The sequence below is a fragment of the Paracoccus simplex genome (genome assembly GCF_042648325.1).
GTDB classification, from domain to species: Bacteria; Pseudomonadota; Alphaproteobacteria; order Rhodobacterales; family Rhodobacteraceae; genus Paracoccus; species Paracoccus simplex.
In genome coordinates, this window is record NZ_JBHRXE010000006.1 from 72,298 (window position 1) to 83,387 (window position 11,090).

The window sequence follows — 11,090 nt, forward strand, 5'->3', positions numbered from 1 at the left end:
CAGACCATGACCCAACGCCTGTCGATCAGCGCCATCATCTTCTTCGTCGTGATGATCCTTCTGGGCGTCTATTTCGCCTATGCGGCGGTGCAGGGCCCCTCGGGCATCCTGCGGCGGGTGCAGTTGCAGGCCGAGACGCAGGAACTGGTCCAGCAGCGCGACAAGCTGCAGGCCGAGGTGGACCGGATGCGCAACCTGACCCGGCGCCTGTCGGACGAATATCTCGATCTCGACCTGTTGGACGAACGCGCCCGCGACGTGCTGGGCCTGGTGCGCGCCGACGAGATCATCATCCGCTGACCGCTCCCGCGGGCTCTGGCCCCGCTTCTTCACCGTTGTCCAAATACCCCTGCGACCGCCCGCCCGAGGCGCCGCGCGGCCGCCTTCGCGCGCGCCCGGCGACCGGCGGCTTTCCGCATCTGCCCTCTGGACGGATGCACGAGTCCGGTTTACTTCCCCCGAAAGCTTCGCCTAGAACTAGTTTAACGCTGAACTATTCCTTGCCCCGAGGAGGAGGCCCATGGTCAGAAAGCCCGCAGCCAGGCAGAGCACGTCCAACGTGTCCAAGGATGAGCTGCTCAAATACTACCGCGACATGCTGTTGATCCGGCGATTCGAGGAAAAGGCCGGCCAGCTTTACGGCATGGGCCTGATCGGCGGCTTCTGCCATCTCTATATCGGCCAGGAGGCCGTCGTCGTCGGCCTCGAGGCCGCCGCCAAGGAAGGCGACAAGCGCATCACCTCCTACCGCGACCACGGCCACATGCTGGCCTGCGGCATGGAGGCCCGCGGCGTGATGGCCGAGCTGACCGGCCGCATCGGCGGCTATTCCAAGGGCAAGGGCGGCTCGATGCACATGTTCAGCCGCGAGAAGCATTTCTACGGCGGCCACGGCATCGTCGCGGCGCAGGTGCCGCTGGGCGCCGGCCTTGCCTTCGCCGACAAGTATCTGGGCAACGACAACGTCACCTTCGTCTATTTCGGCGACGGCGCCTCGAACCAGGGCCAGGTCTACGAAACCTACAACATGGCCGAGCTCTGGGAGCTGCCGGTGGTCTTCGTCATCGAGAACAACCAATATGCCATGGGCACCTCGATGAAGCGCTCGACCAAGTCGACCACGCTGTTCGGCCGCGGCGAGGCCTTCGGCATCAAGGGCGAGCAAGTGGACGGCATGGACGTGCTGGCGGTCAAGGCCGCGGGCGAAAAGGCCGTGGCGCATTGCCGCGCCGGCAAGGGGCCGTACATCCTGGAAGTCATGACCTATCGCTATCGCGGCCATTCGATGTCCGACCCGGCGAAATACCGCACCCGCGAGGAAGTGCAGAAGATGCGGGACGAGCGCGACGCCATCGAGCATGTGCGCGAACTGCTCCTGACCGGCCAGCACGCCTCCGAGGAGGACCTCAAGGCCATCGACAAGGAGATCAAGGATATCGTGAACGACTCGGCCGAATTCGCCAAGGAAAGCCCCGAGCCGCCGCTGGAGGAGCTCTGGACCGATATCTACGCCAAGGAAGTGCCGCAGGGCGGCGCGGAACAGAACGCCTGAGGGGAGGGAACCATGGCAACCGAAATCCTGATGCCCGCCCTGTCGCCGACCATGGAGGAAGGCACGCTGGCCAAATGGCTGGTCAAGGAAGGCGATAGCGTGAAATCCGGCGACATTCTCGCCGAAATCGAGACCGACAAGGCCACGATGGAGTTCGAGGCCGTCGACGAGGGGATCCTCGGCAAGATCCTGATCGCCGAAGGCAGCCAGGGGGTCAAGGTCAACACCCCCATCGCCGTGCTGGTCGAGGAAGGCGAATCCGTCGATGCCGCCCCGGCACCGAAGGCCGCGCCCGCCGAGGCCAGGGCCGAGGCGCTGGCCGCGCTGGCCGAGGCCGCCGCCGCTGCCCCGGCGCCGGTCGCGGATCAGTCGCCCGACTGGCCGGAAGGCACGCCGATGAAGACCATGACCGTGCGCGAAGCCCTGCGCGAGGCCATGGAAGAAGAAATGACCCGCGACGACACCGTCTTCCTGATGGGCGAGGAAGTCGGCGAATACCAGGGCGCCTACAAGATCTCGCAGGGCCTGCTCGACAAGTTCGGCCCGCGCCGCGTCGTCGACACCCCGATCAGCGAGATCGGCTTCGCCGGCATCGGCACCGGCGCCGCCATGGCCGGCCTGCGCCCCATCGTCGAGTTCATGACCTTCAACTTCGCCATGCAGGCGATGGACCACATCATCAACTCGGCCGCGAAGACGCTCTACATGTCGGGTGGCCAGATGGGTGCGCCGATGGTGTTCCGCGGCCCGAACGGCGCCGCCGCCCGCGTCGCCGCCCAGCACAGCCAGGATTACGCCGCCTGGTTCGCGCAGATCCCCGGCCTGAAAGTCGTCATGCCCTATTCGGCCGCCGACGCGAAGGGCCTGCTGAAACAGGCGATCCGCGACCCGAACCCGGTCGTCTTCCTGGAAAACGAGATCCTCTACGGCCGCAGCTTCGAGGTGCCGGACCTCGAGGATTTCACCATCCCCTTCGGCAAGGCCAAGATCGTGCGCCCCGGCAAGCATGTGACCCTGGTCAGCTTCGGCATCGGCATGACCCATGCGCTGGACGCGGCCGAGAAACTGGCCGGCGAGGGCATCGAGGCCGAGGTCGTCGACCTGCGCACCCTGCGCCCGATCGACTATGCGACCGTGATCGCCTCGGTGCAAAAGACCAACCGCTGCGTGACGGTGGAAGAGGGCTTCCCGGTCTGCTCGATCGGCAACCACCTCTCGGCCTATATCATGGAAAACGCCTTCGATTATCTCGATGCCCCGGTGATCAACTGCACCGGCAAGGACGTGCCCATGCCCTATGCCGCGAATCTTGAAAAGCACGCGCTGATCACCTCGGACGAGGTGGTGGCGGCGGTCAAGAAAGTCACCTACCGTTAAGGAGCAAGCGAGATGCCGACAGAAATCCTGATGCCCGCGCTTTCTCCGACCATGGAGGAGGGCACGCTGGCCAAATGGCTGGTGAAGGAAGGCGACGCGGTCAAATCCGGCGACATCCTGGCCGAGATCGAAACCGACAAGGCCACGATGGAATTCGAGGCCGTGGACGAAGGCACGGTGGGCAAGATCCTGGTGGCCGAGGGCACGGCGGGCGTGAAGGTGAACACGCCCATCGCCGTGCTCTTGGACGAGGGCGAAAGCGCCTCCGACATCAGCTCGGCCCCGGCGCCGAAAGCCGAGGCAGCCGCACCCGCGAAAGCCGAAGCCGCCGCTCCTGCGGCAGCGGCGGCGGCCCCTGCCCCGGCGGCACCGAAGGCGGCCGATGGCAACCGGGTCTTCGCCTCGCCGCTGGCGCGGCGCATCGCGGCCGAAAAGGGCATCGACCTTGCCGGCGTGACGGGCTCGGGCCCGCATGGCCGCATCGTCAAGGCGGATGTCGAGGGCGCGAAGCCCGGCGCGGCGAAACCCGCTGCCGCCGCAGAGCCCCAGAAGGCCGCCGCCCCGGCAGCGGCAGCCCCGGCCGGTCTTTCGGCGGAAACCGTGCTCAAGATGTATGCCGACCGCGAGACCACCGAGGTGGCGCTGGACGGCATGCGCCGCACCATCGCCGCCCGCCTGACCGAGGCCAAGCAGACCATCCCGCATTTCTACCTGCGCCGCTCGGCCAAGCTGGACGAGCTGATGAAGTTCCGCGCCATGCTGAACAAGCAGCTGGAATCGCGGGGCGTGAAGCTGTCGGTGAACGACTTCATCATCAAGGCCTGCGCCCTGGCGCTGCAAGAGGTGCCGGATGCCAATGCCGTCTGGGCCGGCGACCGCATCCTGAAGCTGAAGCCCTCGGACGTGGCGGTCGCCGTGGCGGTCGAAGGCGGGCTCTTCACCCCGGTGCTGAAGGACGCCCAGCAAAAGACCCTGTCGGCGCTTTCCGCTGAAATGAAGGATCTGGCCAACCGCGCCAAGACCAAGAAGCTCGCCCCGCATGAATATCAGGGCGGCAGCTTCGCGATCTCGAATCTGGGCATGTTCGGCATCGAGAACTTCGACGCGGTGATCAACCCGCCCCACGGCGCGATCCTTGCCGTCGGCGCCGGCATCCAGACCCCGGTCGTGGAAAACGGCGAGGTGGTGATCCGCAACGTCATGTCGATGACCCTCTCGGTCGATCACCGGGTAATCGACGGCGCCCTCGGCGCCCAGCTTCTGGACGCCATCGTCAAGCACCTGGAAAACCCGATGGGCATGCTGGCCTGATTCCCGGCAAAACCAACGGACAAGGGGGCCTCGCGGCCCCCTTTCTCCGTTTTCCAAATACCCCGCGGGGGTCCGGGGGCGCGAAGCCCCCGGCCCGGCCTCATTCGCCGGCCGCCTCCCGCGCCGCATTCAGCCCGATCCGCCGCCGCAGCCAGCCGCCGATCCGCACCTGCCCGCCATGCACCACGGAGAACAGCGAGGGCACGAACAGCAGCGACAGCAGCGTCGACAGCAGCAGCCCCCCGATCACCGCGATGGCCATGGGCGAGCTGAACTCGGCCCCCTCGCCGGTGCCGATGGCCGAGGGCACCATGCCCGCGGTCATGGCGATGGTGGTCATCACGATGGGCCGGGCGCGCTTGTGCACCGCATCCAGGATCGCCGCCGGCTTTTCCGTGCCCTGATCCATGGAGCTGACCGCAAATTCCACCAGCATGATGGCGTTCTTGGTCACGATCCCCATCAGCATCAGGAATCCGATCACCACTGCCATGCTGATGGAATTGCCGGTCAGGAACAGCGCCAGGATCGCGCCGCCGATGGCCAGCGGCAGCGACATCAGGATCGAGACCGGGGTGACGAAATTGTGGAACAGCAGCACCAGCACGACATAGGTCAGCAGCACGCCCGAGATCATCGCCACGGTGAAGGCCTGAAACACCTCGGCCATGATCTCGGCATCGCCCGAAGGCTGGATCTGGGTCCCGGGCGGCAGCTCGACCTCCTGCTGCAAGGCCGTAACCTGCGCGTTGACCGGCCCCAGCAGTGCCCCGCCGGCCAGGTTCGCCGAAACCGTGGTGCGATAGCTCCGGTCATAGCGCCCGATCTCGGTCGCCCCGGCCGAGATCGAGACATCCGCCACCACCTCCAGCGGCAATTGCCCGGCCGTGCTCGGCACCCGCAGATTGCGCACCGTCATCAGGTCGCGCCGGGCGGCCTCGTCCAGCCGCACCATGATCGGGATCTGCTCGTCGCCGGTATTGAACTTGGCCAGGTTCGATTCCGTGTCGCCCAGCGTCGCCACCCGCAGCGTCGTCGCCAGCGCGCTGGCGGTGACGCCCAGCTGCGAGGCCACCTCGGGACGGGGATGGATCTGGATCTCGGGCCGCTGCAGGCTGGCCGAGGAACTCACCCCTTCCAGCTCCGGCAGGGTCTTCATCGCCGCCATCAGCCGCTCGGCCGCCTCGGCGGCGCCGTCCTCGCTGTCGCCCAAAACGGAAATGGACAGGTCGGCATTGCCCTCTTCGTTCTGGAAATTGATCCGCAGGTCGGGGATCTGCGCCAGGTCGTGCTTCAACTCGTCCTCGATGACGAAGCTCGACCGCTCGCGCTCCTCCTTGGGGCCGTAATTGACCATCAGCTCGGCCTTGGCCACGTCGTCCTCGCCGCCGTTGACGAAGACCGAGCGCACCTCGGGCACCGCCTTGATGCGCTGCGAAACCATCCGCGCCGCGGCTTCGGTTTCCGACACCGTGGCGCCGGGCGGAAGTTCGATGGTGATCTGGCTGCGGCCGACATCCGAGGCCGGGATGAACTCGGTCGGCAGCAGCGTGGCGGACCAGATCGAGCCGATGAAGACCCCCAGCCCCATCAGCAATGTCAGCCCGCGATGGCGCAGCGTCCAGCCCAGCACCGCCATCAGGCTGCGCAGCACCGGCCCGTCCCGCTCCTCGGCCAGGCGGGTGTTGTCGCGCAGGAAATAGGCGGCCAGCATCGGGGTGACCAGTCGCGCCACCAGCAGCGAGAACAGCACCGAGACCGCGACGGTCAGCCCGAACTGCTTGAAATACTGGCCTGGAATCCCGCCCATGAAACTGACCGGGGCAAAGACCGCGACGATCGAGAAGCTGATGGCGATGACGGTCAGGCCGATCTCGTTCGCGGCCTCCATGCTGGCCTGATAGGCGGGGACACCCATGTTGATGTGCCGCACGATGTTCTCGATCTCGACGATGGCGTCGTCGACCAGGATGCCGGTGACCAGGGTGATCGCCAGCAGGCTGATGCCGTTCAGCGTGAAGCCCAGCCAATGCATGACGAAGAAGGTCGGGATGATCGACAGGGGCAGCGCCACGGCGGCGATCAGCGTCGCCCGCCAGTTCCTCAGGAACAGGAACACCACGATCACCGCCAGCGCCGCACCCTCGTAGAGCGTCTCCATGGTCGAGTGATAGCTGCCCGATGTATAGGTCGTCGCGTCGTCGATCAGGGTGATCCGGGTGCCGGGATGGCGGGCCTCGATCTGGGCGATGCGGGCCTTGGCGCCGTCGCCGGCCTTCAGATCGGATTCGCCGCTGGCGCGGAACACGCCGAAAGCCACCACCGGCTGGCCGTCGAGCAGGGCGAACTTGCGCTCCTCGCTGGCGCCGTCGCTGACGCTGCCCAGCTGGTCCAGCCGCACCGTGCGGCCGCCCGCCTCTCCGCCGCCGATCAGGATCGGCGTCGCCGCCAGCCGCCCGACATCGCCGGCCGATCCCAGGGCGCGGATGGAATATTCGGTGCCGGCCAGATCGCCGCGCCCGCCGCCCAGGTCGATGTTCTTGGCCCGCAACTGCTCCGAGATCTCGGCCGCCGTCAGCCCGAAGGCCATGATGCGGTCGGGGTCCAGATCGACATTGATCTGCCGGTCGGCGCCGCCGATCCGGGTGATGCTGGCCACGCCCGGCACGGTGGACAGGTCGCGCGACACCACGTCGTCGACGAAATCCGACAGCTGCTCGATGCTCATGCCGGGGTTGCTGACCGCATAGGTCAGGATCGCCATGCCGCTGATGTCGATGCGCTGGACCAGCGGCTCGACGATCGACTCGGGCAGGTCGGCGCGGACATTGGCCACCGCGTCCTTGACATCGTTCACGGCACGGTCGGTATCGGTCTCCAGCTCGAACTCGACATAGATGCGGGCCGCGCTGTCGGTCGCGGACGAGGTGATGTGCCGCACGCCGGTGATCGAGGCGATGGAATCCTCGATGGGCTGGATCACCTGCCGGGTCAGCTCGCTGGGCGCGGCGCCCGGCTGGCCGACCACGACGCTGACCAGCGGCAGGTCGATATTCGGCATGGCGGTGACCGCCAGCCGGCTGAAGCTGTAGAACCCCATCAACAGCAGCACGAGGAAGACCGCGATCGGCGGCACCGGATGGCGGATGGACCAGGCCGAGAAGTTCATGGCGCGGCCTGCACCTGATCGCCGCTGCGGAAGAAGGCGCCGGCGCGCGCCACCACTTGCTCGCCCGGCGCCAGGCCCTCCAGAATCTCGCGCCGACCCTGCCAGATCAGCCCGGCCTTCACCGGGCGGGTCTCGATCCGGCCGGCCGTGACCACCTGCACGCGCTCGCCCTGGTCATCGGCCAGGATCGCCGAACTGGGCACGGTCAGCGCCTCGCGCCGGTCGGTGATGACCCAGCCGCTGGCAAAAAGCCCGGTGCGCAGCCGCGGATCGGGGTCCAGTGCGATCCGCGCCGAACCCAGCCGCGTCACCGGGTCGACCGCCGCCGGCGCCAACCGCAGCCTGCCGCGGACCTCGCCCAGCCCGGCCACGCGGATCTCGGCCGGGTCTCCGGCGGTCAGCTGCGACAGCGCCGTCTCGATCACATCGGCCGCAAGCTCGATCTCGCCGCCGGCGATCAGGGTGAACAGCGGCTCGCCGCCGCTGCCCGAGATCGCGCCCAGCCGCGCGGTGCGCGCCACCACCACGCCATCGACCGGCGCGGTGATGCGGGCATGGCCCAGGTTCAGCCGCGCGATGCGGCGGCTCGCGCCGGCCTGGGCCAGCTGCGCCCGCGCCACGCCCAGCCCGTCCGACGCCGAAGCCGCAGCCGCCCGCGCCGAGGCCTCGGCGGCAATTGCCTGGTCCAGCACCGCCTGGCTGGCATTGCCGCTTTGCCGCAGGCTGCGGGTGCGGGCCAGTGCTGCCGTGGCTTCGGTCAGCGTCGCCTCGGCGCTGGCGATCTGGCTTTCGGCCTGGCTGATCCCGGCCTCGGAACGTTGGTATTCCGCCTCGGCCTGGGCCAGCTGCGCCGACAGCGCCTCGTCCGCCAGCCGGGCCAGCACCGCGCCGGCTTTCACGCGGTCGCCGACCTCGGCCTCGATGCCGGTGATCTCGTAGCCCGCGACATGGGCATGGACCTGCACCTCTTGCCGCGCGATCAGCGAGCCCGAGACCGGCACCCGCGCCTCGATCGGCGTCCTCTCGGCCCGCGCCAGCGTCACCACGGGCAGTTCGGACTGTTCGACCGCGCCGGCCGTTTCGGCCATGGCCGTCAGTGCCGGTCCCGACAGGGACAGGGCAAGGGCCAGCATCGCGGCCCGGGTGATCCGGCAGGCTGCGGTCATCGTCCCCTCCAAACCAATCTCCGGCGCAACATAATGGTGCCCGCCGCCAGCAACAATGCCGGCCGCGGATCAGAAGGAAACGCTGACGCCGGGCAAGCTCAATTCGCCGATCAGGTCGCGCAGTTCCTGCCGGGCGGCGATGTTGGACATGTTGAGCTGTTCCGTGCCGATGTCCTTGAGATCCAGCAGCGTCAATCCGCGCGGAAACAGCTCGCGGAAGATCACCCGCTCGGAGAAGCCCGGCGCGACACGGAAGCCGATGCGCTTGGACAGCGTCGCCAGCGCGCCGCCGACCTTGCGCTTGTTGTGCATCGCCTGGGTGCCCAGCCGGTTGCGCAGCACCAGCCAGTCGATCGGTCCCGCCCCCGCCTCGCCGCGCAGCTGGCGGGCGGACCAGACCATCTCGGCATAGATCGACGGGCCCAGGATCCGGCCCTCGGGCGAAAGCCGCGCCAGCAGGTCGAAATCGACGAAACTGTCGTTCATCGGCGTGATCAGCGTATCGGCCAGCGTATGCGCCATCTGGCTAAGCCGGGTGTGCGAGCCGGGGCAGTCCAGCAGGATGAAATCGCATTCCGCCTCCAGCGCCGCCACCGCCTGGGACAGCGGATCGCTGTCCGCCTCGGGCTCGGGCGCCAGGTGGCCCAGGATCGGCGTGGGCAGGTCCAGTCCTTCGCGTTGGGCGAAATGCACGCGGTTCTCAAGATAGCGTCCGAAGCTGCGCTGGCGCAGGTCCAGGTCCAGCGCCCCGACCCGATGGCCCATGCGCGCCAGCGCGGTGGCCACATGCATCGAGGTCGTGGACTTTCCCGAACCGCCCTTCTCGTTTCCGACAACGATGATATGCGCCACGAATCCCCCGGAAATGCCCGCCACCTCGCGCCGGACCATAGGCCGCGCCCGGCGCGATGAAAAGCGCCGCATCGGCGCGAATCGCCGCCGCGGCGGCGTTTTCCGCGCGGCGCACTGCCGTTGCAAGCCTTGGGGCCGTCGCGCAACCTTCTGTTCCGGCTTCATTCTTTCATCACGACACAACAGGTCGAGATTTATCTTGAAAAATACGACCGACTATGTCGTCATATGTCTGCCGGACCAAACCGGCAGGTCAGCCAAGGGAAGGAGCCAAAGATGACCTATCGGCACCATCTGTCGGCCTTTGCCGATCGCGCGCTGCGGGCCGCCATGCCCGCCCCGCCCCGTTATGCGGTCAGCCTGATCGACCGCCGCACGGGCAAGCCGCATCGGATCTCGGAGATTCCGCTGCGGCTGATCACCTGCGAACCGTTCAGGACCGCCCGGGACCTGATGCGCGACCGCGACCCCGCGCTTTGGGGCACCGCCATCCACCGCCTCGACAGGAAAGGAGCCCTGCAATGATCCGCGCCGCTTTCCGCACGCCCGCCCGCCCCTATGCGACCATCGCGCTTTCGGCCTATCAAAGCGTGCAGGGGCCGGTGCTGCGCCAATATCGCGACGGCCGGGTGATGATCGACACCGGCAACGGGCCGCTGACCGGCCTGCCGCTGAACCGGCCGACGCGGACGCCGGGCTGGATGCCGATCCTGGGCCCGGCCTTCTGATCGGGCCTTCTGATCGGGGCTTATGATCGGGCATGCCGGCGGTGATCGCCTTCCGCCGGGGATCGCCCACCATCCCCCGGAACGAAAAACGCCGCCCGAAAGGGCGGCGTTTGCAGATCCGGGCGCAGCGGGCTCAGAAGCCCAGGCCGGCATATTTGCTCTTGAACTTCGACACCCGGCCGCCGGTGTCCATCAGCTTGGCCGAGCCGCCGGTCCATGCCGGGTGCACGCTGGGATCGATGTCCAGCGACATGGTGTCGCCTTCCTTGCCCCAGGTCGAACGCACCTGATAGGTGGTGCCGTCGGTCATCTTCACGGTGATGAAGTGATAGTCGGGATGAATCTCTGCTTTCATGGCGCGTCTCCTCAGGCCTGGGCTTCGGCTTTGGGCTTGTAGTTGCTGACCTCGGCGATGCGGGCCGATTTGCCGCGGCGATCGCGCAGGTAGTACAGCTTGGCGCGGCGGACACGGCCACGGCGCACCACGGTGATCGAGTCGATATTGGTCGAGTAGAGCGGGAAGACGCGCTCGACGCCCTCGCCGAACGAGATCTTGCGCACGGTGAACGAGGCGCCGATGCCGCCGCCCTTGCGCGAGATGACCACGCCTTCGTACATCTGCACGCGGGTGCGGGTGCCTTCGGTCACCTTGTAGCCGACGCGCACGGTGTCGCCGGCCTTGAAATCGGGGATTTCCTTGCCGAGCGCGGCGATTTGCTCGGCTTCGATCTGGGCGATCAGGTTCATCGCTTTGTTCCTTCGGTTACTCGCGGTAGCCCCGCGATTGGTCTGATGCGCCCGAGAGCTGTCGGTCCTTTGCCGGGTCCATACGAGTTTCCTCATATGCCCGCCACAGGTCGGGGCGGCGTTCCTTGGTCAGCCTTTCGGCCATGTCGCGCCGCCAACTGGCAATAGCCGCGTGATTGCCGGACAGA

At 67.3% G+C, this 11,090-nt stretch carries 11 protein-coding genes and 1 pseudogene; 6 read left to right on the top strand and 6 right to left on the bottom strand.

Annotation, left to right across the window (positions count from 1 at the left end):
- Nucleotides 1-6 precede the first annotated feature (6 nt).
- The 4 genes from ACFOMP_RS02395 (at nucleotide 7) to ACFOMP_RS02410 (ending at nucleotide 4,240) form a co-directional block, all read left to right on the top strand.
- Nucleotides 7-300 carry an FtsB family cell division protein gene (locus tag ACFOMP_RS02395; protein ID WP_289893407.1) on the top strand — a complete coding sequence of 98 codons (294 nt, stop codon included), beginning with the start codon at nucleotides 7-9 and terminating at the stop codon, nucleotides 298-300.
- A gap of 220 nt (nucleotides 301-520) precedes the next feature.
- A complete protein-coding gene (gene pdhA, locus ACFOMP_RS02400) occupies nucleotides 521-1,552 on the top strand; it encodes a pyruvate dehydrogenase (acetyl-transferring) E1 component subunit alpha (RefSeq protein ID WP_289893406.1) in 1,032 nt (343 codons plus the stop codon).
- Nucleotides 1,553-1,564: 12 nt separating this feature from the next.
- Nucleotides 1,565-2,929: a pyruvate dehydrogenase complex E1 component subunit beta gene (locus tag ACFOMP_RS02405; protein WP_379027749.1), complete on the top strand. Its 1,365-nt coding sequence runs from the start codon at nucleotides 1,565-1,567 to the stop codon at nucleotides 2,927-2,929.
- Nucleotides 2,930-2,941: 12 nt separating this feature from the next.
- Nucleotides 2,942-4,240 (top strand): pyruvate dehydrogenase complex dihydrolipoamide acetyltransferase, encoded by a 1,299-nt coding sequence (locus ACFOMP_RS02410; RefSeq protein ID WP_379027750.1) that lies wholly within the window; start codon nucleotides 2,942-2,944, stop codon nucleotides 4,238-4,240.
- 100 nt (nucleotides 4,241-4,340) lie between these two features.
- On the opposite strand, the gene ACFOMP_RS02415 is transcribed toward ACFOMP_RS02410, so the two are convergent.
- The 3 genes from ACFOMP_RS02415 to ACFOMP_RS02425 all read right to left on the bottom strand — a co-directional run bounded on the left by ACFOMP_RS02415 (nucleotide 4,341) and on the right by ACFOMP_RS02425 (nucleotide 9,427).
- Nucleotides 4,341-7,409, bottom strand: a complete 3,069-nt coding sequence (locus tag ACFOMP_RS02415; protein WP_379027751.1) for an efflux RND transporter permease subunit — start codon at nucleotides 7,407-7,409, stop codon at nucleotides 4,341-4,343.
- Entirely contained in the window at nucleotides 7,406-8,575 is a 1,170-nt protein-coding gene (locus tag ACFOMP_RS02420; RefSeq protein WP_289893402.1) for an efflux RND transporter periplasmic adaptor subunit, read from the bottom strand. Before ACFOMP_RS02420 ends, ACFOMP_RS02415 begins: the two co-directional genes overlap by 4 nt.
- 69 nt (nucleotides 8,576-8,644) lie before the next feature.
- A complete protein-coding gene (locus ACFOMP_RS02425) occupies nucleotides 8,645-9,427 on the bottom strand; it encodes a division plane positioning ATPase MipZ (protein WP_289893401.1) in 783 nt (260 codons plus the stop codon).
- 276 nt (nucleotides 9,428-9,703) lie between these two features.
- On the opposite strand from ACFOMP_RS02425, the gene ACFOMP_RS02430 reads away from it, so the two are divergent.
- Together ACFOMP_RS02430 and ACFOMP_RS02435 are read left to right on the top strand one after the other, a co-directional pair.
- Entirely contained in the window at nucleotides 9,704-9,952 is a 249-nt protein-coding gene (locus tag ACFOMP_RS02430) for a hypothetical protein (protein ID WP_379027752.1), read from the top strand.
- Nucleotides 9,949-10,155: a hypothetical protein gene (locus ACFOMP_RS02435; protein ID WP_379027753.1), complete on the top strand. Its 207-nt coding sequence runs from the start codon at nucleotides 9,949-9,951 to the stop codon at nucleotides 10,153-10,155. The genes ACFOMP_RS02430 and ACFOMP_RS02435 overlap by 4 nt, the downstream gene beginning before the upstream one ends.
- Before the next feature lie 133 nt (nucleotides 10,156-10,288).
- On the opposite strand, the gene rpmE is transcribed toward ACFOMP_RS02435, so the two are convergent.
- From rpmE to ACFOMP_RS02450, 3 genes and pseudogenes are all read right to left on the bottom strand, one after another.
- Nucleotides 10,289-10,510 (bottom strand): 50S ribosomal protein L31, encoded by a 222-nt coding sequence (gene rpmE / locus ACFOMP_RS02440; RefSeq protein ID WP_379027754.1) that lies wholly within the window; start codon nucleotides 10,508-10,510, stop codon nucleotides 10,289-10,291.
- Between the two features lie 11 nt (nucleotides 10,511-10,521).
- The gene (gene rplS / locus ACFOMP_RS02445; protein WP_289893398.1) at nucleotides 10,522-10,902 is read right to left on the bottom strand and encodes a 50S ribosomal protein L19; all 381 of its coding nucleotides are present in this window, start codon (nucleotides 10,900-10,902) and stop codon (nucleotides 10,522-10,524) included.
- Nucleotides 10,903-10,918: 16 nt separating this feature from the next.
- Nucleotides 10,919-11,090 (bottom strand): annotated as a pseudogene (locus tag ACFOMP_RS02450) (tRNA (guanosine(37)-N1)-methyltransferase TrmD); the annotation flags it as partial.

What these genes read in the sequence shown, in the direction of transcription:
- ACFOMP_RS02395 (WP_289893407.1), top strand. Translation starts at nt 7, where the DNA reads ATGACCCAACGCCTGTCGATCAGCGCCATCATCTTCTTCGTCGTGATG.
- pdhA (WP_289893406.1), top strand. Translation starts at nt 521, where the DNA reads ATGGTCAGAAAGCCCGCAGCCAGGCAGAGCACGTCCAACGTGTCCAAG.
- ACFOMP_RS02405 (WP_379027749.1), top strand. Translation starts at nt 1,565, where the DNA reads ATGGCAACCGAAATCCTGATGCCCGCCCTGTCGCCGACCATGGAGGAA.
- ACFOMP_RS02410 (WP_379027750.1), top strand. Translation starts at nt 2,942, where the DNA reads ATGCCGACAGAAATCCTGATGCCCGCGCTTTCTCCGACCATGGAGGAG.
- ACFOMP_RS02415 (WP_379027751.1), bottom strand. Translation starts at nt 7,409, where the DNA reads ATGAACTTCTCGGCCTGGTCCATCCGCCATCCGGTGCCGCCGATCGCG.
- ACFOMP_RS02420 (WP_289893402.1), bottom strand. Translation starts at nt 8,575, where the DNA reads ATGACCGCAGCCTGCCGGATCACCCGGGCCGCGATGCTGGCCCTTGCC.
- ACFOMP_RS02430 (WP_379027752.1), top strand. Translation starts at nt 9,704, where the DNA reads ATGACCTATCGGCACCATCTGTCGGCCTTTGCCGATCGCGCGCTGCGG.
- ACFOMP_RS02435 (WP_379027753.1), top strand. Translation starts at nt 9,949, where the DNA reads ATGATCCGCGCCGCTTTCCGCACGCCCGCCCGCCCCTATGCGACCATC.
- rpmE (WP_379027754.1), bottom strand. Translation starts at nt 10,510, where the DNA reads ATGAAAGCAGAGATTCATCCCGACTATCACTTCATCACCGTGAAGATG.
- rplS (WP_289893398.1), bottom strand. Translation starts at nt 10,902, where the DNA reads ATGAACCTGATCGCCCAGATCGAAGCCGAGCAAATCGCCGCGCTCGGC.